Here is a 20,096-nt window from a genome sequence, read left to right as displayed (position 1 = left end):
GTCCTCCTCCCTCGGGGTTCGCTCAGCCCGCCAGCACGGCCTCGGCTGCGGCGATCGCCGCGTCGGCCTGCGCCGCGTCCTTGGCACCGCCTTGGGCGAGATCGGGACGGCCACCGCCGCCCTTGCCGCCAAGCGCCGCAACCGCCGCCTTGACCACATCGACCGCCGAGACAGAGCCCGTCAGATCCTCGGTCACGCCTGCCGCGACGGCCACTTTGCCGCCGGTGTCGGCGATCAGCAGCACCACGCCCGAGCCGAGCCGCGATTTATGCTCGTCGATGAGCGGCGGCAGGTCCTTGCCCGAGACGCCCGAGAGCACTTGGCCGACGAACTTCTTGCCGTTCACCTCGCGCGCCTCGGCACCGCCGCCCTGCCCAGCCCCACCGGCCATGGCGAGATCACGGCGCAGCTGGGCCACTTCGTTTTCCAGCTTGCGGCGCTCGTCGAGCAGCGCGGCGACGCGGGTCACCGCATCCGCGCCCGAGACCTTGAGCAGCGCTTCGATACCCGAGAGCGCTTTATCGCGGCCACGAAGCTCGGCCATGGCGGCCTCGCCGGTCAGCGCCTCGATGCGGCGCACGCCTGCCGAAGATGCGGTCTCCGAGGTCAGGGCGAACATGCCGATGTCGCCGGTCTGGGCGACATGGGTGCCGCCGCAAAGCTCCAGCGAGTAGGTCTGCCCGTCCGAGCCCTTGCCCGAGCCAGCCAGCGTGCCCATGGAGACCACGCGCACCTCGTCACCGTATTTCTCGCCAAAGAGCGCCTGTGCGCCGATGGCGCGGGCGTCGTCGGGGGTCATGATGCGGGTGCTCACCGCCGAGTTCTGGCGGATGAAGGCGTTCACCTCGGTCTCGACCTTCGCCACTTCCTCGGGCGTCAGCGCCTTGGTATGCGAGAAATCGAAGCGCAGACGCTCGGGCGCGTTGAGCGAGCCGCGCTGTGCGACGTGATCGCCAAGCGCGCGGCGCAGCGCCTCGTGCAGCAGGTGGGTCGCCGAGTGGTTGGCGCGGATCTTGCCGCGGCGCTTGTGATCCACCTCAAGACCCAGCGCGTCCCCTTTCGAGAAGGTGCCGGATTTGACCGTGACCATATGGCCGGTGATCTTGCCGCCCGCCAGTTTCTGCGTCTCGGTGACCTCGGCCTGATCGTCCTCATTCTCGAGGCGGCGCAGCCAGCCGGTGTCGCCCACCTGACCGCCGCTTTCGCCATAGAACGGGGTCTGGTTCAGCACCACCCAGCCGCTCTCGCCCGCCGCCAGCGCACCCACGGCCTTGCCGTCCTTGACCAGCGCGAGGATCTGACCCTCGGCGGTTTCGGTGTCATAGCCGAGGAAATCGGTGGCGCCCTTCTCTTCGGCGATGTCGAACCAGATCGCCAGATCGGCGGCCTCGCCCGAGCCGGACCATGCGGCGCGCGCCTTGGCCTTTTGCTCGGCCATGGACTTGTCGAAGCCCTCGGTGTCGACCTCGCGGCCACGCTCGCGCAGGGCGTCCTGCGTCAGATCGAGCGGGAAGCCATAGGTGTCATAGAGCTTGAACGCCGCCTCGCCGGGCAGCTTGGCACCGTCGCCAAGACCGACAAGTTCGTCGTCGAGCAGCTTGAGGCCGCGGTCGAGCGTCTGCTTGAAGCGGGTTTCCTCGAGCTTCAGCGTCTCTTCGATCAACGCCTGCGCGCGCACCAGTTCGGGATAGGCGGCGCCCATCTGGCGCACCAGCGCCGGCACCAGCCGGTGCATGACCGGATCCTTCGAGCCCAGCATATGCGCGTGGCGCATGGCGCGGCGCATGATCCGGCGCAGCACGTAGCCGCGGCCATCGTTGGAAGGCATCACGCCATCGGCGATCAGGAAGGAGGTCGAGCGCAGGTGGTCGGCGATCACCCGGTGGTGGGTCTTGCCCGGACCGTCGGGATCGGTCGACGTGGCATCGGCCGACGCCTCGATCAGCGAGCGGATGAGGTCGGTGGCGTAGTTGTCATTGGTGCCCTGAAGCAGCGCCGCAACCCGCTCGATGCCCATGCCGGTGTCGATCGACTGCATGTCGAGCGCGCGCATGGAGCCGTCTTCGAACTGCTCGTTCTGCATGAAGACGAGGTTCCAGATCTCGACGAAACGGTCGCCGTCTTCCTCGGGCGATCCCGGAGGGCCACCCCAGTATTTCTCGCCGTGGTCAAAGAAGATCTCGGTGCAGGGGCCGCAGGGACCGGTCGGGCCCATCATCCAGAAGTTGTCGTTCGTCGGGATGCGGATGATCCGGTCGTCGGACAGGCCCGCCACTTTCTTCCAGATGTCGGCGGCCTCGTCATCGGTGTGATAGACGGTGACCAGAAGCCGTTCCTTGGGAATGTCGAGCTCTTTGGTGATCAGCTCCCAAGCGAAGGGGATCGCCTCGGACTTGAAGTAATCCCCAAAGGAGAAGTTCCCCATCATCTCGAAGAACGTGTGGTGGCGCGCAGTGTAGCCCACGTTGTCGAGGTCATTGTGCTTGCCACCGGCACGCACGCATTTCTGCGCGGTGGTGGCCCGCTTGTAGTCGCGATGTTCGACGCCGGTGAACAGGTTCTTGAACTGAACCATCCCGGAGTTGGTGAACATGAGCGTGGGGTCGTTGCGGGGAACAAGCGGGCTCGAGGGGACGATCTCGTGGCCCTGCTTGGCGAAGTAGTTTAGAAACGTCGAGCGAATGTCGTTCAGCGTGGGCATGGGTGTTCTCTTGCGCCTCGTCTGCGGGTTCCGGACGGGTGTATATCTCCAACCCCGCCCTGTCCATAAGCCGCCCGCGAAAAGCGTGGACGGCGATCAGGCACCTGCCCGACCACCGTCATCCTACATGCGCGCTGGCACTCTGAGCCTACGCCCGCCGCACCGCCCGAGCGGGCATCGCCTCATCCGCCACCAGCCACAGGCCCGAGCCCACCACCAGCGCCGTGCCGAGCAGAGCGCCCAGCGTCGGCAACTCGCCGAAGCCAAAGAAGCCGATGACCACCATCCATACGAACTGCAGGTTCATCAGCGGCGTCGCGACGAAGGCGGGCAGCAGCCGCAGCGCCTCGACCGAGACGAAGCGCGCGCCAAAAAGGAACACCGCATAGCCCGCCACCCACAGCACATCGGCCAGCGGCATGGGGTGCCAGACGAAGGGCAGCACCGCGCCCATGCTCAGCGCCAGGGCGAGGTTCGGCCAGAACACCTGCGCCAGCGGCTTGCGCTCTTCCTTGGCGATGCGGCGCGCGGCCACCATCGACGCCGTGCCGGTCAGCGAGGCCAGCAGCGCCCAGCCATGGCCCGCATCCAGCGCCACGCTGCCCTCGGGCAGCAAAAAGAGGATGCCCCCGGCCCCGGCGCCAAGCGCCAGCCACGCCGCCGGACGCACCGGCTCGCCAAGCGCCGGACCCGACAGTGCGGCGGCAAAGAGCGGCATCAGCCCGATAAAGAGGAACACGTCGGCAAAGGGCAGCAGGCGGAAGGCCTGAAAGAAGCCGATCGCCGCGACCACGGTCAGCGCCGCGCGAAGCGCCATCACCCTGCGGCAGCGGATCGACAGCGCCGCGCGCAGACCGCCCTGCCGCCGTGCGCTCAGTCCGGTGATGATCAGCACCAGCCCAGAGGAAAGCGCGAAAAGCTGCGGTGCCTCATAGCCGCCCGCGATCAGCTTGGTGATCCCATCCGCAGCGGCGATGAGCGCGGTATATAGCGCGACGAGCGCCGCTCCGAGCAGAGCCGGACGCAGCCCGCTCATCGCTGGCCTGCCCGGGCAAAGCCCTCGAAGAACGCATCGAAATGCTCCGAGCCCTCGGCCATCGTGTCGAGCAGACCCAGCACCTGCGGCGACAGCGCCCCATTCATCCGGCGGCGCATCACCTGCCAGTCGGCGCAGCGCTGCGCACCCAGCCCGTAAAGCGCCTGCGACAACTCGCGCAGCGGGGCGCCCTGCGGCGTGCCGCGCAGGAATTGTCTGCGGCCTGCACCGGCGGGGATCTCAAACGCCGCGCCTCCTGCCACAGCGGCCTGCCAGTTGCAGACCAGAAAATCATGGTAATCGTCCTGCAGCGAAAGCTGCGGCCCTTCCTCGAGAGCAAAGCCGCGCAATTGCCGGTCCAGCCAGAGCGTCCAGAGCACGGGCGGCACCTGCCCGGCATAGCGCAGCGCGATGCAAATCTCGGACAGCAGGTCGGAGTTCTGCTCCAGATAAGCCAGATTGCCGGCAAATTGCAGGCTGGTTAGCGCCTCGGCCGGAAGCTGCGGATCGCGGCGGCCATACTCACTGAGATAAAAGACCACATGGGTCAGCTCATAGGCGGCTTTCTTGTTGGGAAGCGCGAAGCCGCGCGAGCGGGCGCAAAAGTCGCGCAGCCGGTCTTCCAGCCCCGCATCAGCGCCAGCGCAGGCAATGTCGCGCCGCGCCAGCAGACGCCGGGCCTCCATCCGCTGCAGGTCCGACAGTTCGGCATCGGGAAGATCATGGTCAGCAATGCTCTGGGCCATGCGTGCGCCGCTCTCTCCCGGCATCCCGAGGTCTTCGAGATCGAGCACGATGGACAGAAGGAAGCGGTAATATTGCGGAAAGAAGGCCAAGCGCGCCTCGGCACCCGTGTAGAACGTCTCAAGCACCTCAAGCGCCTGCGGCGCCACCTCGGCCCCTGTGCATTCGAGGATGTTCAGCAACTCGGCATTCTCTTTGAGCCAGAACACATCCTCCTCGCGGCGCCGGTGCCGGGCGAAACACTGCAGCAGGGACGCGGCGCCCTCAGTCGCAGAGAGGGCGGCTTGGCGCGCGGGAAAGGCGATGACATTGCCGGAGGTGGAGAGAGGCGCGTGCACGGTCATAACGGCGACCCTTCTTGAAACGGGAAACGTCATGCGGGCGCCTTTTCCGGGCGCCCGCGCGAGCAGATCAGGACCTTAGGCGCCCGAGGTGAAGAGCCCCGTCGCCTCGCCTGCTGCGGTTTCCGAACGCAGCGGCGCAGCGCCCGAGGTGAAAAGCGCGGTGGCTTCGCCGCGCAGCGCCTCGGCGCGCACCGGACCCGCACCCGAGGTGAACAGCTCCACCGCGTCGCCGGTGGCGGTCTCGGACATCTGCGGCGCTGCGCCGGAGGTGAAGAGCGCAACGCCCTCGCCCGCCGCAAGCTCGGCCCGAACCGGGCTGGCACCGGAGGTGAACATCTCGAGCCCTTCGCCGCTCAGGGCGTCGGCCTGCGCCATCGGCGCCGCGCCGGAGGTGAAGAGCGCGCAGCCCTCACCCGAGAAGAGATCGGCCTCGTTGGAAACATGGGTTTCGGGGGCAACAAAAGTCTTTTGCAGAGCGGTCATGGAAAACTCCCTGGTTGGATACGCACTGAAATCGTGCTTCAGGGTTTCCCGGGAAACTTGCTTCGGGCAATATAGTTTCTTGTCAGGGTTGAATTATACCGGAGTTGCTCACAGAAACAATCGACGCTAGTGACACTGCTTTTCGTAACAATACGACTTGCCCACAGAAATAATTTTTCTGGGGATGCTTTCCCTTGCGTCATGAAAACCCGGAAATTCGATTCGCTGCGAGGGCGAATCTGATGGAATCACCCCCCCTCGCCCTTGTCCCCGAGTCGGCTTTGAGCGATAGGTTGCGCAACTTCCGGAGGGCCCCAGATGAAGATCGCCACCTTCAACATCAACGGCATCAAGGCACGCATCGGCGCGCTGACCGACTGGCTCGACGAGGCACAGCCCGATGTCGCGCTGCTGCAGGAGATCAAGTCGGTCGACGAGGCCTTCCCGCGCGAGTTGATCGAGGAGCGCGGCTATAACGTCGAGACCCACGGTCAGAAGGGCTTCAACGGCGTCGCGATCCTCTCGAAGCACCCGCTCGAGGATGTGCGCCGCGGCCTGCCGGGCGATGACAGCGACGAACAGGCGCGCTGGATCGAGGCCACCGTGGTGGGCGAGAAAGAGGCCGTGCGGCTTTGCGGGCTCTACCTGCCCAACGGCAACCCGGTGGAGTTCGACGCCGAGGGCCAGCCGATCCGGGATGGCAAATACGGCTACAAGCTGGACTGGATGGACCGGCTGCACGCCCGCGCAGAGCAGCTTCTGGCCGATGAGACCCCGGCCCTGATGGCAGGCGATTACAACATCATCCCGCAGGCCGAGGATGCCGCCAAGCCGCAGGCCTGGGAGAAGGACGCGCTTTATCTGCAGCAGAGCCGCGACGCCTTCCGCCGCATTCTCAACCTCGGCTTCACCGAGGCGTTCCGCGCCCGCGTGCAGGGGCCGGGGCATTATTCCTTCTGGGACTATCAGGCGGGCGCATGGCAACGGAACAACGGCATCCGCATCGACCACGTGCTGATGACCCCCGCCTGCGCCGACCTGATGCTCGACTGCGGCATCGACCGTGACATCCGTGGCCGCGACAAGCCCTCGGACCACGTGCCGGTCTGGGTCGAGCTGGCGCTCTGAGCAAAACGCAGTCCCTTTGAAACACGGCGCTTCCGGCGCCGTGCCAAGCGACGGGCCGTGCTTGCACCCGCGCGGCGCCCGTCTTACATCTGAGTAGAACAGTCAGACAGCGGAGTCCACCCACATGGCAATCGAAGCGACGGAGATCGAGCAGCTCATCCGCGCCGCCTTTCCCGAGGCCAAAGTCACCATCACCGACCTTGCAGGCGACGGCAATCACTACGCCGCCGAGGTCATCGACGAAAGCTTCCGCGGCCAGAACCGCGTGCAGCAGCAACGCGCCGTCTATGCCGCGCTGAAGGGCAAGATGGACGGCAACCATGGCGAGTTGCACGCGCTGGCGCTCACCACCAAAGCCCCGGACTAAACCATTCCACGCCGCGTGCCCGTGCCGCAGCACCTTGGCGCGCGCAGACAGGAGACAGAGATGACGACCGAAGCGACCACCCAGATCGAAGAGACGGTGAAAGCCAACGACGTGGTGCTCTATATGAAGGGCACCAAGACCATGCCCCAGTGCGGCTTTTCCAGCCGCGTGGCCGGTGTGCTCAACTACATGGGCGTCGAATATCTCGACGTGAACGTGCTGGCCGATGACGCGATCCGTCAGGGCATCAAGGATTACTCGGACTGGCCGACGATCCCCCAGCTCTATGTGAAGGGCGAGTTCGTCGGCGGCTGCGACATCATCACCGAGATGACCCTCTCGGGCGAACTCGACAGCCTCTTCGAGCAGAGCGGCGTGACCTACGACAAGGACGCCGCCGACAAGATCCGCGAAGCCAACGGCTGAGAACGGGCGCTCGCTTGAGCACGATCGACATTCGCGCGGCGGCGGGTCCCGAGGATTTCGCCGCCGTGCGCAGCCTGTGTCTCGCCTATCGCGAAGACCTGCGCGCGCATCACCCCGCCGCCCCGGCGCTGGTGAGCCTCTTCTACCCCGACCCCGCCTATACCGACCTGCTGGACGCGCTGCCCGGCAAGCATGACGCCGTGCTGCTGGCCACACTGGGCGGCGCGCCGGTGGGCTGCGCCATGAGCCAGCCGCTGTCCGATGGCAGCCTCGAGATCAAGCGCGTCTATGTCGCCCCCGCGGCCCGCGGCCATGGGCTGGCGCAGCGGCTGATGGAGGACTTGGCGGCCCGCGCCCGCGCCAAGGGCGTGCCCCTGCTTCGGCTCGACACGATGAAAACGCTGAGCGCGGCGCGGCGGCTCTACGCGCGGCTCGGCTTTGCCGAACGCGGCCCCTATCAGCGGGTGCCCGAGGCGGCGCTGCCGCATCTGTGCTTCTACGAACGCGCGCCCTGAACCAGCGCCCTGAGCGAGCGGCAGCCGCAGACCCGCGACGCTTTGCGCAGGAACCGGGTCGGCCCCTCCCGCCGCTGCAGGCTATCCCTAGGCCCATCCTGAAACGGAGGGCGACATGCGCTTGCACGGAAAGACCATCCTCATCACCGGCGCCAGCAGCGGCATCGGCGCCGAAACCGCACGGCTCTGCGCCGCGGCAGGCGCCAATGTGGTGCTGGGCGCACGGCGTGGCGAGCGGCTCGCGGCCCTTTCCGAAGAGATCACCGCCGCCGGAGGCGCTGCCGCCTATGCGCCGGGCGACATGCGCAGCGCCGCCTATGCCGCCGAACTGGTGGCGCTGGCGCAAAGCCGTTTCGGCGGGCTCGACGGCGCGTTCAACAATGCCGGGATCACCGGCACCCTCGGACCGCTGGCCGAGATGGCGGAAGACACTTGGCGCGAGGTGATCGAAACCAATCTCACCAGCGGCTTTCACGCGGCCAAAGCGCAGATCCCCGCGCTGCAGCAGCGCGGCGGCGGCGGCGCGCTGGTCTTCACCTCCTCTTTCGTCGGCCACACGATCGGCCTGCCCGGCATGGCCGCCTATGCGGCCTCGAAGGCGGGGCTCATCGGCATGACGCAGGCGCTCGCCACTGAGCTCGGGCCGCAAAACATCCGCGTCAACGCCCTGCTGCCCGGCGGCACGATGACCGAGATGGCGGGCGAGGACCGCACCTTCCATGAGACCGTCGCCGCCATGCATGCGCTCAAGCGGATGGCCGCCCCTGCCGAGATCGCCCGCGCGGCGCTGTTCCTGCTCTCAGACGACGCCTCCTTCGTAACTGGCAGCGCCATGCTGGCCGACGGGGGCAATTCGATCACCAAACTCTGAGTAGGCCCCGCCTCACCATGCCAGAACGCAAAAGGCGCCCCCAAGAGGAGCGCCTTTTCGAAATCTTCGAGCCGCGCGCCACGCTCAGCTTTCGGGCGTGGGCTCCTCATAGACGCCCTGCTCTTTCAGCGCGTCGATCACTTCCTTGGGCATATAGGTCTCGTCGTGCTTGGCGAGGATCTCGGTCGCCTGAAACACGCCATCCACATAGCGCCCGGTGCCGACCATGCCTTGGTTCTCGTCGAAGAGATCGGGTAGTACCCCGGCAAACACCACCGGCACCGAGGCACCGCCGTCGGTCACCGAAAAGCTGATCTCATGGCCCTGACCGCGCACCAGCGAGCCCTCTTCCACCAGCCCGCCGATGCGGAAGGTCTCGTTCGGCGAGGGCGGCGCTTCGACAATCTGGCTCGGAGAGCGGAAGAAGTTGATCCCGTCGCGCATGGCGTAGCCGATCAGCGCGGTCGAGACGACCAGCGCCACCGCTGCCAGTGCGACGATCTGGATGCGCCGCTGCTTCTTCAGCGATTTGAGACCCATCTTCTACTCCTCAGCACGTATGCCGTTATCCCTATATGGCATCTTAAAGCCGCAAGAGAACTGTTCCAAATCAAATTGCGTCACCGCGCCGCGCCCGCCCTTCCTCTTGGCGGAAATATCCCGGGGGCCCGGGGGCAGAGCCCCCGTTTTATCTGGCCTGCAAACGCAGGACGGCTCAGACGCTCTCGAAGCTGAGCGGCCGCTTCAGGAACTGCGTGGCATGCACCGACACCTTGCGCGGATCGCCCGTGGTCAGAAAACGGCTTTCCTTGCCGGTGCCATACATATCGGGATGGCGCTGCAGGTAGTCGGCCAGCGACGAAGCCACGAGGTTGGCCTGCGAATAGACCTTCACCTCCGGCCCCAGCGCCTCCTGAAAGACCTCCTGCATCAGCGGGTAATGCGTGCAGCCGAGGATCGCCGCCTGCGGCTCGGGCATCTTGCGCTTCAGCGCCTCCACATGGCTGCGCACCAGCGCCTCGGCGAGGATCATGTCGCCTTCCTCGATGGCATCCACCAGACCGCCGCAGGCCTGCGCTTCCACATCCACGCCGATCGCCCGGAACGCCAGTTCGCGCTGGAAGGCGCGGGCGCGGACGGTGGCGGGGGTGGCAAAGAGCGCCACATGCTGCACCGCCACCTCGCGCGGGGGGGAATTGTCGCCCCACTGCCGCTCGGTCAGCGCCTCGATCAGCGGCACGAACACCCCCAGCACCCGCTTGCCCTTGGGCAGACCGCCCTCCTGCATGCGGCGCAGCGCGGCGGCAGAGGCGGTGTTGCAGGCGAGGATCACCAGATCGCAGCCCGCATTCCAGAGGTTGTGCACCGCATCGACGGTCAGATTGTAGATGTCCTCGGCATCGCGCACGCCATAGGGCGCATGGCTGCTGTCGGCGTAATAGACAAAGGGCACCTCGGGGAGCCGCTTGGCCACCGCGTCGAGAACCGTGAGCCCGCCCAGCCCGGAATCGAACACACCAACCGCCATATCCTGCCCTCCTTGCCGCGCATCGCGGGCCTGCACTCAGCCGGTCTTTGCCGGTCTGCCTCGGATCTCCGCCGCACGACTCGCGCAGCGGAAGCCTTGGGATCCGGTCTTACGGCGCTTTGGCTGGGAGATCCATTGCGGCATGCGGCGCGCTCACGACAACGTTCGCGGGGGCGCGGGATGCGGCGGGGCAAGACGGGGGCTCTGCCCACACGCATGATACGACGGGGGCGCTGCCCCCACACGCATGATAAGACTGGGCCCCGCCCCCGAGCCCCCGGGATATTTTTCTCTAGACGAAGAGGAAGAGGGACGCTCGGCGAAAGCGTCCCTCCCTTGGTTTACTCGGCGGCCCTGGCCAGCGGCGCGCCGCCGGCGCGAATGGCGGCGAGCAATTCCTCGCGGCGTTTGGCGGCCTCGCGCTCGTTGGCCTCTTTCACCGGGCCGTAGCCGCGGATCTTCAGCGGCAGTTCGGCCAGCGCCACCACGGCGTCGAGCGTCTCGGGCGTGACCTTTGGCAGCACGTCGGCCATATCGGCCTCGTATTGCGCGATGAGAGCACGCTCCATCCGGCGCTCTGCGGTGCGGCCAAAGGGGTCGAGCGCCGTGCCGCGCAGCCACTTCAGCTTGGCCAGCAGGCCGAAGGTCTTCAGCATCTTCTCGCCATAGGTCTTCTTGACCGGACGGCCATCCGAACCCTCTTTCGAGAGCATCGGCGGCGCGAGGTGGAAGCTCATCTCAAAGCCCGGCTCGAAGGTCTCTTCGGCCTTTTTGCGGGTCTCGAGATGCAGGCGGGCCACCTCGTATTCGTCCTTGTAGGCGAGCAGCTTGTGATAGCCTTTGGCCAATGCCTCGCGCAGCCGCGGCTCGGTGACGGGCTCGAGCATGGCGCGGTATTTCTTCGCCAGCCGCGCGCTCTGATACTGCGTCAGGTGATCGGCGCGGAAGGCGATTTTCTCGTCCAGAGACTTGGGCTTTTCCACAACCGTCGCTTTCGGCGAGACCAGCCCGGCCGCCTCGGCCGGGTGGAGCACCGCCCAGCGTCCGATCTCGAAGGCGCGCAGATTGCGCTCCACCGCCGCGCCATTGAGGCGGATGGCCTCTTCGATGGCCTCATGCGGCAGCGGCAAGAGCCCCTGCTGCCAGGCCGCGCCGAGGATCATCATGTTCGAGAAGATCGAGTCGCCCATGGTGACCCGCGCCAGTTCGGTGGCGTCGAAGATCGCCAGCCGGTCCTGCATCCGCGCCTCGAGCGCCACGCGCAGCTGATCGAAAGGCAGCGTGAACTCGGTGTCACGGGTGAACTCGCCGGTGATGATCTCATGCCCGTTGACCACCGCACCGGTGCGACCGCGCTTGGTGAGGCCGAGGGTCTTGGCCCCGGCGCTGACCACCAGATCGCCGCCGATGAGCGCATCGGCCTCGCCGGTCGCCACGCGCACCGCCGAGATGTCTTCGGGGCGGTTCGCCAGCCGCAGGTGGATGTGCACCGCGCCGCCCTTCTGGGCGAGGCCTGCCATTTCCATCATGCCCGCGCCCATACCGGCGATCTGCGCCGCCTGTGCCAGCACCGCGCCCACGGTCACCACCCCGGTGCCACCGACGCCGGTGATCACCACGTTGTGGGTCTTGTCGATGCTGGGCAGGTGCGGCTGCGGCAGATGCGGCAGGTCGAGGTCCGTGGTCTCGCCCTTGCGCATCTTCGCGCCCTTGAGCGTCACGAAGGAAGGGCAGAAGCCGCGCAGACAGGAATAATCCTTGTTGCAGCTCGACTGGTCGATGGCGCGCTTGCGGCCAAGCTCGGTCTCGGCGGGGACGATGGAGACACAGTTCGACTGCACCCCGCAATCGCCGCAGCCTTCGCAGACGTCCGTGTTGATGAAGACACGCTTGTCCGGGTCCGGGAAGGCGCCCTTCTTGCGGCGGCGGCGTTTTTCAGCGGCGCAGGTCTGGATGTAAAGGATGACCGACACGCCGCCGATCTGCTCGAAGCGCTTCTGCACGGCCATCATGTCGGCCCGCTCGAAGGTTTCGATGCCCGCCGGGAAGAGATCGAAATCGACGTCTTCCTTCTCGTCATAGACCACCGCCAGATGCTCGACGCCCATGGCTTTGAGCTCGCGCGCGATGCGGTCGGCGGTAAGCCCGCCTTCGTTGGGCTGGCCGCCGGTCATGGCGACCGCGTCATTGTAAAGCAGCTTGTAGGTGATGTTGGTGCCCGCGGCGAGCGCCGCGCGAATGGCCAGCGAGCCGGAGTGGTTGTAGGTGCCGTCGCCGAGGTTCTGGAACACATGGCTGCGCTTCGAGAAAGGCGCCTCGCCAACCCAGTTCACGCCTTCTCCGCCCATATGGGTGAAGCCGGTGGTCTCGCGGTCCATCCACTGCACCATGTAGTGGCAGCCGATGCCCGCGTAGGCGCGCGAACCTTCCGGCAGGCGCGTCGAGGTGTTGTGCGGGCAGCCCGAGCAGAAATACGGCAGACGCGCCGCCAGATCGGGGGCGTTGTCGGCCTTGCGCGCCGCGTCGAGTGCGGAAAGACCGGCCTTGATGCCCTCGGTGCCGCGGCCTTCCTCGACGAAAATCTCGCCCAGCTTCTGCGCGATCCAAACCGGATCGAGCGCGCCGCGGGTCGGGAACAGCTCTTCGCGGTGCATGCCGCCTGCCCCGCCCTTGTACCAGCCATAGACCCGGCGGCCGCGGCGGTCGTCAAAGATCGCTTCCTTGACCTGCACCTCGATCAGCTTGCGCTTTTCCTCGACGATGATGATCAGATCGAGCCCCTCGGCCCAATCGTGGAAGCCCTTCATGTCGAGCGGGAAGGTCTGGCCGATCTTATAGGTGGTGAGCCCCAGCCGCTCGGCCTCTGCTTCGTCGATATTCAGCAGCGACATGGCGTGCTGCAGGTCGAGCCAGTTCTTGCCCGCCGCCACAAGACCGATCTTGGCGCCGGGCTTGCCCCAGACGCGCTTGTCCATCTTGTTGGCGTGGGAAAACTCTTCGGCGGCGAACCGCTTGAAGTCGATCATCCGCGTCTCTTGCAGATGCGGCGTGTCGCCGAGGCGGATGTTCAGCCCGCCGTCGGGCATGGCGAACTCGGGCACCACCAGCGACATGCGGTCCCAGCGGCCATCGACCACGGCGGTCGCCTCGACCGTGTCCTTCATGGTCTTGAGCCCGCACCAGACGCCGGCAAAGCGCGAGAGCGCAAAGCCGTAGACGCCGTAATCCAGCACTTCCTGCACACCGGCGGGCGAGACCACGGGCATATAGGCATCCACCAACGCCCATTCGGACTGATGCAGCACCGTCGAGCTTTCGCCGGTGTGATCGTCGCCCATGGCCATAAGCACGCCGCCGTGCTGCGAGGTGCCCGCCATATTGGCGTGGCGCATCACGTCGCCCGAGCGGTCGACGCCGGGGCCCTTGCCGTACCAGAGGCCAAAGACCCCATCGTACTTGCCCTCGCCCCTCAGCTCGGCCTGTTGCGAGCCCCATAGCGCCGTGGCCGCGAGGTCTTCGTTCAGGCCTTCCTGAAAGACGATGTCATTCTCGGTCAGCAGTTTGCCAGCGCGCTTCATCTGGATGTCGACGGCGCCCAGCGGCGAGCCGCGGTAGCCCGTAACATAGCCGGCGGTGTTCAAACCGGCGGCGCGATCGCGCTCTTTTTGCATCAGCATCAGGCGAACCAACGCCTGCGTGCCATTCAAAAGGACCGGACTCTTGCTTAAATCGAACCTGTCCTGCAGGGAAATTGCTTGCTTGCTCATGCGCGCCTCCCTTCGCTCATTGTGCTTGCAGCTGTCGTTCTATGATAGGTCACACATGCTGACCCGGATAGGGGAATTTTCGTTATTTTCCCACAGTCGGCTAAGATGTGTTTCCGTTTACCGTTCCTGTCGTATACAGGGCGCCAAAGTTGAATAAGATGCCGCCATGGATTGGGATAAGCTCAGGATCTTTCACGCTGTCGCAGATGCGGGCAGCCTGACTCATGCGGGAGATGCGCTGCATCTGTCGCAATCCGCGGTCTCGCGGCAGATTCGTGCGCTGGAGGAGGCGCTCGATACCACCCTTTTCCACCGTCATGCCCGTGGCCTGATTCTCACCGAACAGGGTGAGCTGCTGTTTGATGCCACCGCCTCGATGGTGAAGCGGATCGACAGCGCCACCGCGCGCATCCGCGACAGCGAAGAGGAAGTGTTCGGCGAACTCAAGGTCACCACGACCCATGGCTTCGGCGTACTCTGGCTGGCCCCGCGCCTGACCAAGCTCTACGAAAAATACCCCGATCTGAAGATCGACCTGATGCTCGAAGAGCGGGTGCTCGACCTGCCCATGCGCGAAGCCGACGTGGCGATCCGCATGAAAGAGCCGAGTCAGGCCGACCTGATCCGCAAGCGCCTGATGTCGATCCGCATGCGCATGTATGCGTCCCCGGCCTATCTTGAGCAGAACGGTCTGCCCGAGTCGCTCGAGGATCTTTCGGCGCATCGGCTGATCTGCCAGAATCCGAACTCGGCGCAGGTGCTGTCGGGCAAGGCGCTGGTGCAGAAGCTGCTCACCTATGACATCCGCACGGGTCTCACGGTGAACAACTACTTCGGTGTGCTGCAGGCGGTGATCGCCAATCTCGGCATTGGCGTGCTGCCCGACTACATCATAGAGGATTTCCCGCATGTGGTGCGGGTTCTGCCTGATGTGGAGTCCAACGAAGTGCCGGTGTTCCTCGCCTACCCCGAAGAATTGCGTCATTCCAAGCGCGTAACCGCGTTCCGCGACTTCGTGCAGGACGAGATCTTCGCGCATCGGCGGCAGCTGAAAGCGATGGGCGCCGACTGAATTTGCTCAAAAATCAGGCGTCATGCAAACAATGCATGGCAGCAATGACGTTGAGCGGCGCATTCGGCCCTTGATCGACTCAATACTGATCACATATTCAGCACACGAAGCTTGAAGCGCCCTAGCGCGCGTCATCTTCAACCTCCCTGTTGGACTTCGGCCGAGCTTTGTGCTCGGCCTTTTTTTTTTGCGGAATCGCCAGAGGTTGCTTTGGCGGGGCCACGCGCTGCGGTACCCTTGGCCCTTGAACAGGGAGGGTGGCATGGCAGCGAAAGAGGTCTCCGCCGGGAGCGTTTCACCGGGCAACGCGGCGCAGCAGGCATTCTGGACCGAGGGGCCCGGCCTCACGTGGGTCGCCATGCGCGACGAGCTTGATACGCTGCATTCGCATATCTCGGAGCTGGTGCTTGCGGCGGCGGCGGCCCAGCCCGGCGAGACGGCCCTTGATCTGGGCTGCGGCGCGGGGGCGACGACGCTGGCGCTGGCCGAAGCCGTGGCGCCCGAAGGACATGCCACCGGCATCGACGTCTCCACCTCTTTGCTCGAAGTCGCCCGCGCCCGCGCCGAGGCGCTGGGGGGCATCCGGCCCGATTTCATTCATGCGGACGCGCAGGTCTGGCGGCCCGAGACGCAGGCAGACCTCTGCCTCTCGCGCATGGGGGTGATGTTCTTTGACGATCCGGGCGCCGCCTTCGCCAATATCCTGTACTTCCTGCGCCCCGGTGGGCGGCTCGCCTTCATCTGCTGGCGCGCGAGCGACGAGAACCCGTGGTTCGATCTGCCGATGAAAGCCGCCGTCGCGCATCTTGGCCCACCCGAGGCCGGCGACCCCGATGCCCCCGGCCCCATGGCCTTCCGCGATCCCGAGCGGGTGCGGCGCATCCTTTTGGGGGCTGGGTTCGAACGGATCACCATAGAGACGGTCGAGGCGGTGCTGCGCCTGCCTCAGGGGGCCAAAGCCTCTGATCTGGCCACGCGCATCGGCCCCGCCGTGCGCCACATGCGCGACAAGGGCGCCAGCGAGGCGCAGGCCGAAGCGATCCGCGCAGACATAGAGACCGCCTTTGCCGCGCTGATGGCCAACGGCAGCGCCACAATCCCCGCAAGAATGAACCTTGTGACCGCTTCGAGGCCTTGACCCCTCTTCCCCCTTTGCCGCCCTTGCCTTAAAGAGCGCCTCAACCACGCTAAGGGGAGTCAGGATGCAGGAACCGTCCATCACCGAAGAGCTCATTGCCGCCCACGGGATCAGTCCCGACGAATACGAGCGGATCCTGCAGATCATCGGCCGCGAGCCGACGTTCACAGAGCTGGGGATCTTCTCGGCCATGTGGAACGAGCACTGCTCTTACAAGAGCTCGAAGATCCACCTGCGCAAGCTGCCGACCAAAGGCCCGCAGGTCATCTGCGGTCCGGGCGAGAACGCGGGCGTTGTCGACATTGGCGACGGTCAGGCGGTCATCTTCAAGATGGAAAGCCACAACCACCCCTCCTACATCGAGCCCTATCAGGGCGCGGCGACGGGCGTGGGCGGCATCCTGCGCGACGTCTTCACCATGGGCGCGCGCCCCGTCGCGGCGATGAACGCGCTGTCCTTCGGTGAAAAGGACCACCACAAGACCCGCCAGCTGGTGCATGGCGTGGTCGAAGGCGTGGGCGGCTACGGCAACTGCTTCGGCGTGCCGACGGTGGGCGGCGAAGTGCGCTTCCACCCGGCCTACAACGGCAACTGCCTTGTGAACGCTTTCGCGGCGGGCCTCGCCGACACCGACAAGATCTTCTACTCCGCCGCATCCGGCGTTGGCCGCCCGGTGGTCTACCTCGGCGCCAAGACCGGCCGTGACGGCGTTGGCGGTGCGACCATGGCCTCGGCGGAATTCGACGAGACCATCGAGGAAAAGCGCCCCACCGTTCAGGTTGGCGATCCCTTCACCGAAAAGCGCCTGATGGAAGCCACGCTGGAGCTGATGCAGACCGGCGCGGTGATCTCGATTCAGGACATGGGCGCTGCGGGCCTGACCTGCTCGGCCGTGGAAATGGGCGACAAGGGCAACCTCGGCGTGCGCCTCGACCTCGAAAAGGTGCCGGTGCGCGAGAAGCACATGACCGCCTACGAGATGATGCTCTCGGAAAGCCAAGAGCGCATGCTCATGGTGCTCGACCCCGCGAAAGAGGCCGAGGCCAAGGCCGTCTTCGACAAATGGGACCTCGACTTCGCCATCGTCGGCGAGACCATCGCCGAGGACCGTTTCCTCATCGTGCTGAACGGTGAAGTGAAGGCCGACCTGCCGCTCAAGGCACTTTCGGGCACCGCGCCCGAATATGACCGCCCGTGGGTTCCCACCCCCGCCGCCGAGCCGCTGGCCGATGTGCCGGGCGTCGATCCGATCGACGGGCTGAAGGCGCTGGTCTCTTCGCCGAACTACTGCTCGCGCGAGTGGGTCTACGAGCAATACGACAGTCAGGTGATGGCCGACACCGTGCGCATCCCCGGCTTCGGCGCGGGCGTGATCCGCGTGCATGGCACCGACAAGAAGCTGGCCTTCACCTCGGACGTGACGCCGCGCTACGTGCGCGCCAACCCGGTCGAGGGCGGCAAGCAGGCGGTGGCCGAGGCGTACCGCAACCTCGTCGCCGTGGGCGCCCGCCCGCTGGCCACCACCGACAACATGAACTTCGGCAACCCCGAGAAGCCCGAGATCATGGGTCAGTTCGTGGGTGCCATCGACGGTATCGGCGCGGCCTGCCTTGCGCTCGACACGCCGATCGTCTCGGGCAACGTCTCGCTTTATAACGAGACCGACGGCGAGCCGATCCTGCCGACGCCCACCATCGGTGCCGTTGGCCTGATCGCCGCTGGCGAAGAGCCGATCCTCGGGTACGCCCGCGAAGGCCATGTGGCGCTGCTCGTTGGCGAGACCAATGGCCATCTTGGCCAGTCGGCCCTGCTGGCCGAAGTGTTCAACCGCGAAGACGGCGACGCCCCGGCGGTCGACCTCGAGGCAGAGCGCCGCAACGGCGAGTTCATCCTCGCCAACCGCGATCTGATCCGCAGCTGCACCGACCTTGCCGACGGCGGTCTGGCGATGGCGGCCTTCGAGATGGCCGAAGCCTCGGGCGTGGGTGTGCAGCTTGATGCCGCCGACACGCCGACGCTCTTTGGTGAAGATCAGGGCCGCTACCTGATCGCCTGCAACTTCGACAGCGCCGAAGCCCTGATGACCGCCGCCTCGCAGGCTGGGGTGACCCTCAGCAGCGTTGGCAAGTTCACCGGCGACACGGTCCGTTTCGGCTCCAGCGAAGCGCCGCTTGCCGAGCTTGCCGCCGCCTACCGTGGCAGCTTTGGCGAGTATTTCGGCTGAGCCTACCGGCCCTGCTGCGGTAACGCGACCAAAGCAGCGAACATCGGGCAGATGCCCTCAGAAATCGCCGTATCCTTCCGGGGTACGGCGTTTTTTTCTTCTTCTGTTACAGCCACCTGACACAAATCAGGGTCACTCACTTCTGGTCCCGGCCTTGCTTGACCTAGGGTCCAGCCCTAGTTTGTACCAAAGTTACTACCGCTGAGGGCGCAGGCCCCGCCGGTTGCAACTTCAGACAGGTACCGCGCCGGCACGACACGACGCCCCAGAAAAGTTCGAGTACACCCACGACCATGAATAATTGGGACGACCTTCGTTTCCTCGTCGCGCTTTCCAAGACCGGCACAATGACTGCGGCGGCGAAGCTTCTCGGGACGAACACTGCAACCGTCTCGCGCAGGATTGAACGCCTGTCCGAAACGCTCGGCGTGCCTGCCTTCGTCAAGACCGCAGATGGCTGGCGCCCCTCCGAAGCGGTGCGCGATCTGATCGACGTCGCGCTGAATTTCGACGGTCAACTGAAAGCCACGCTGAACAGTCAGACCTCGGGCATCGAGGGAGAGATTGTGCCCCTCGCGCTTGGGGCCTCGCCGATCATCAGTGCCCTGCTCCTGTTTCCGGGGCTGGCTCCGAAGGCAAATCCTTTGACCGGCGTGCAGCTCAACATCACCGACCGGCTCGACCGCGAGGGACTGGGCCAGAACGATCTGGTTGTGCAGTTCGGGCGTCCGGATCAGGGCCGCATCGTTGCGCGCAAGGCAGGTGACATCAGCTTCCGCCCCTACCGCTTTCGCGATGCCGATCCCGACTGTGACTGGATCGGCCTCAACAATGCGCCGGCCCGCTCGCGCATTCTGCGCAGCGCGCATGACCTTTTCGGCAAGGAACCGAAGTTCCGCGTCGATCACTTCATGGCGCTGCACACGCTGATGCAGACGACCAGACTTGGCGGCCCCCTTCCCGATCTTCTGGCGCAGAACACGCCGGATCTCGTGCCCGTTTGCGCCTCGGCCACGCCGGTGACGCTGGACTGCTGGCTGTTCTATCACGAGAGCCGCCGCTCGGATCCGGGCATGCGCCGCGCGGTCGATTGGGTCATCCATTGTTTCGAAAGCTTTGGCGTCGCGGCGACGCAATCCGAACACGCCTAACAAAGGCCTTGCAAAGAGAGTACAGCCCGCAAGGCACAACCAATGGTTTACGCAAGCTCAAGTTTGATCAATTGAGTCTTGGATTTGACATAGATTACTGTAACACTAACATTTATAGAGAGTTCCGCTAGGTAACTCTCTAAACGTAACGAGCAACAGAATGGTCAGTTTGATACCTACCTTGCAATGTGCCCTGCGTGTCGCGCTCGCCCTTACCCTCGGCGATGCGGTGGCAAAGGAGATTTTTACAGCCGATCCTACCCTCATCGGCGCACTCTCCGTGCAGGTTCCGGGCCTTGCGACTTCTCTCTTGTGCGCGCTTCTGGCGTCGATCGCCATCTGGCTGATCCTCGGCATTGGTGTGCGCGCCGTAGCTCTGATCGGGCTGGGCCTCTATTCCCTCCATGCAATTTTCGCACCGGGACTGGAGCCGTTCGATCTCACCACACTCTACAGCTGCGGCTTGGTCGCGCTGCTGGCGGTCCCGCTCGTTCTCTTCGGCGGCGGACGGTTCAGCATAGCCCATCCCATTGCACCTGACGCGAATTAAGCTCGAAGCACATCACTCACGAACACACACACCTAAAGCGGCCCCTCGGGG

17 protein-coding genes are annotated in these 20,096 nt (G+C 65.3%); 10 read left to right on the top strand and 7 right to left on the bottom strand.

Annotation, left to right across the window (positions count from 1 at the left end; all coding sequences use genetic code 11):
• Positions 1-22: 22 nt before the first annotated feature.
• From alaS to G0A00_RS01380, 4 genes are all read right to left on the bottom strand, one after another.
• Positions 23-2,701, bottom strand: coding sequence for an alanine--tRNA ligase (gene alaS, locus G0A00_RS01395; RefSeq protein WP_164179100.1), 2,679 nt, complete (start codon positions 2,699-2,701; stop codon positions 23-25).
• Positions 2,702-2,849: 148 nt separating this feature from the next.
• Entirely contained in the window at positions 2,850-3,737 is an 888-nt protein-coding gene (locus G0A00_RS01390) for a DMT family transporter (RefSeq protein ID WP_164179099.1), read from the bottom strand.
• Positions 3,734-4,825 (bottom strand): hypothetical protein, encoded by a 1,092-nt coding sequence (locus G0A00_RS01385; RefSeq protein ID WP_203595226.1) that lies wholly within the window; start codon positions 4,823-4,825, stop codon positions 3,734-3,736. Before G0A00_RS01385 ends, G0A00_RS01390 begins: the two co-directional genes overlap by 4 nt.
• Before the next feature lie 75 nt (positions 4,826-4,900).
• Entirely contained in the window at positions 4,901-5,308 is a 408-nt protein-coding gene (locus G0A00_RS01380) for a DUF6749 family protein (RefSeq protein WP_066100682.1), read from the bottom strand.
• Between the two features lie 318 nt (positions 5,309-5,626).
• Here G0A00_RS01380 and xth point away from each other — a divergent pair, with 318 nt between their 5' ends.
• From xth to G0A00_RS01355, 5 genes are all read left to right on the top strand, one after another.
• The gene (xth, locus tag G0A00_RS01375; RefSeq protein WP_066100685.1) at positions 5,627-6,436 is read left to right on the top strand and encodes an exodeoxyribonuclease III; all 810 of its coding nucleotides are present in this window, start codon (positions 5,627-5,629) and stop codon (positions 6,434-6,436) included.
• A gap of 124 nt (positions 6,437-6,560) precedes the next feature.
• Positions 6,561-6,803, top strand: coding sequence for a BolA/IbaG family iron-sulfur metabolism protein (locus tag G0A00_RS01370; protein ID WP_066100688.1), 243 nt, complete (start codon positions 6,561-6,563; stop codon positions 6,801-6,803).
• Positions 6,804-6,863: 60 nt separating this feature from the next.
• The gene (gene grxD / locus G0A00_RS01365) at positions 6,864-7,229 is read left to right on the top strand and encodes a Grx4 family monothiol glutaredoxin (protein ID WP_164179098.1); all 366 of its coding nucleotides are present in this window, start codon (positions 6,864-6,866) and stop codon (positions 7,227-7,229) included.
• A 14-nt stretch (positions 7,230-7,243) separates the two neighbouring features.
• On the top strand, positions 7,244-7,744 hold the full coding sequence (locus G0A00_RS26475) for a GNAT family N-acetyltransferase (RefSeq protein ID WP_164179097.1): 501 nt from the start codon (positions 7,244-7,246) through the stop codon (positions 7,742-7,744).
• A gap of 115 nt (positions 7,745-7,859) precedes the next feature.
• A complete protein-coding gene (locus G0A00_RS01355) occupies positions 7,860-8,615 on the top strand; it encodes an SDR family oxidoreductase (RefSeq protein ID WP_164179096.1) in 756 nt (251 codons plus the stop codon).
• A gap of 84 nt (positions 8,616-8,699) precedes the next feature.
• Here the strand turns inward: G0A00_RS01355 and ccmE are convergent, their stop codons facing one another.
• The 3 genes from ccmE to G0A00_RS01340 all read right to left on the bottom strand — a co-directional run bounded on the left by ccmE (position 8,700) and on the right by G0A00_RS01340 (position 13,910).
• Positions 8,700-9,155 (bottom strand): cytochrome c maturation protein CcmE, encoded by a 456-nt coding sequence (ccmE, locus tag G0A00_RS01350; RefSeq protein ID WP_164179095.1) that lies wholly within the window; start codon positions 9,153-9,155, stop codon positions 8,700-8,702.
• A gap of 175 nt (positions 9,156-9,330) precedes the next feature.
• Positions 9,331-10,143, bottom strand: coding sequence for a glutamate racemase (gene murI, locus G0A00_RS01345; protein ID WP_164179094.1), 813 nt, complete (start codon positions 10,141-10,143; stop codon positions 9,331-9,333).
• Positions 10,144-10,484: 341 nt separating this feature from the next.
• Entirely contained in the window at positions 10,485-13,910 is a 3,426-nt protein-coding gene (locus tag G0A00_RS01340; RefSeq protein ID WP_164179093.1) for an indolepyruvate ferredoxin oxidoreductase family protein, read from the bottom strand.
• A 166-nt stretch (positions 13,911-14,076) separates the two neighbouring features.
• Here G0A00_RS01340 and G0A00_RS01335 point away from each other — a divergent pair, with 166 nt between their 5' ends.
• The 5 genes from G0A00_RS01335 (at position 14,077) to G0A00_RS01315 (ending at position 20,045) form a co-directional block, all read left to right on the top strand.
• On the top strand, positions 14,077-14,982 hold the full coding sequence (locus G0A00_RS01335; protein ID WP_066100705.1) for a LysR family transcriptional regulator: 906 nt from the start codon (positions 14,077-14,079) through the stop codon (positions 14,980-14,982).
• Between the two features lie 262 nt (positions 14,983-15,244).
• The gene (locus tag G0A00_RS01330; protein ID WP_164179092.1) at positions 15,245-16,120 is read left to right on the top strand and encodes a class I SAM-dependent methyltransferase; all 876 of its coding nucleotides are present in this window, start codon (positions 15,245-15,247) and stop codon (positions 16,118-16,120) included.
• 64 nt (positions 16,121-16,184) lie between these two features.
• Positions 16,185-18,344, top strand: a complete 2,160-nt coding sequence (gene purL, locus G0A00_RS01325) for a phosphoribosylformylglycinamidine synthase subunit PurL (protein ID WP_164179091.1) — start codon at positions 16,185-16,187, stop codon at positions 18,342-18,344.
• A gap of 293 nt (positions 18,345-18,637) precedes the next feature.
• Positions 18,638-19,495 (top strand): LysR family transcriptional regulator, encoded by an 858-nt coding sequence (locus G0A00_RS01320; RefSeq protein ID WP_164179090.1) that lies wholly within the window; start codon positions 18,638-18,640, stop codon positions 19,493-19,495.
• Between the two features lie 160 nt (positions 19,496-19,655).
• The gene (locus G0A00_RS01315; RefSeq protein ID WP_164179089.1) at positions 19,656-20,045 is read left to right on the top strand and encodes a hypothetical protein; all 390 of its coding nucleotides are present in this window, start codon (positions 19,656-19,658) and stop codon (positions 20,043-20,045) included.
• Positions 20,046-20,096: the final 51 nt, after the last annotated feature.

This window comes from Salipiger sp. PrR002 (assembly GCF_010500775.1).
Taxonomy (GTDB): domain Bacteria; phylum Pseudomonadota; class Alphaproteobacteria; order Rhodobacterales; family Rhodobacteraceae; genus Salipiger.
This window is presented reverse-complemented; position numbering and strand designations above follow the sequence as displayed.

Coding starts and splice junctions, on each gene's coding strand:
- alaS (WP_164179100.1), bottom strand. CDS start 2,701: ATGCCCACGCTGAACGACATTCGCTCGACGTTTCTAAACTACTTCGCC.
- G0A00_RS01390 (WP_164179099.1), bottom strand. CDS start 3,737: ATGAGCGGGCTGCGTCCGGCTCTGCTCGGAGCGGCGCTCGTCGCGCTA.
- G0A00_RS01385 (WP_203595226.1), bottom strand. CDS start 4,825: ATGACCGTGCACGCGCCTCTCTCCACCTCCGGCAATGTCATCGCCTTT.
- G0A00_RS01380 (WP_066100682.1), bottom strand. CDS start 5,308: ATGACCGCTCTGCAAAAGACTTTTGTTGCCCCCGAAACCCATGTTTCC.
- xth (WP_066100685.1), top strand. CDS start 5,627: ATGAAGATCGCCACCTTCAACATCAACGGCATCAAGGCACGCATCGGC.
- G0A00_RS01370 (WP_066100688.1), top strand. CDS start 6,561: ATGGCAATCGAAGCGACGGAGATCGAGCAGCTCATCCGCGCCGCCTTT.
- grxD (WP_164179098.1), top strand. CDS start 6,864: ATGACGACCGAAGCGACCACCCAGATCGAAGAGACGGTGAAAGCCAAC.
- G0A00_RS01355 (WP_164179096.1), top strand. CDS start 7,860: ATGCGCTTGCACGGAAAGACCATCCTCATCACCGGCGCCAGCAGCGGC.
- ccmE (WP_164179095.1), bottom strand. CDS start 9,155: ATGGGTCTCAAATCGCTGAAGAAGCAGCGGCGCATCCAGATCGTCGCA.
- murI (WP_164179094.1), bottom strand. CDS start 10,143: ATGGCGGTTGGTGTGTTCGATTCCGGGCTGGGCGGGCTCACGGTTCTC.
- G0A00_RS01340 (WP_164179093.1), bottom strand. CDS start 13,910: ATGAGCAAGCAAGCAATTTCCCTGCAGGACAGGTTCGATTTAAGCAAG.
- G0A00_RS01335 (WP_066100705.1), top strand. CDS start 14,077: ATGGATTGGGATAAGCTCAGGATCTTTCACGCTGTCGCAGATGCGGGC.
- G0A00_RS01330 (WP_164179092.1), top strand. CDS start 15,245: ATGGCAGCGAAAGAGGTCTCCGCCGGGAGCGTTTCACCGGGCAACGCG.
- purL (WP_164179091.1), top strand. CDS start 16,185: ATGCAGGAACCGTCCATCACCGAAGAGCTCATTGCCGCCCACGGGATC.
- G0A00_RS01320 (WP_164179090.1), top strand. CDS start 18,638: ATGAATAATTGGGACGACCTTCGTTTCCTCGTCGCGCTTTCCAAGACC.
- G0A00_RS01315 (WP_164179089.1), top strand. CDS start 19,656: ATGGTCAGTTTGATACCTACCTTGCAATGTGCCCTGCGTGTCGCGCTC.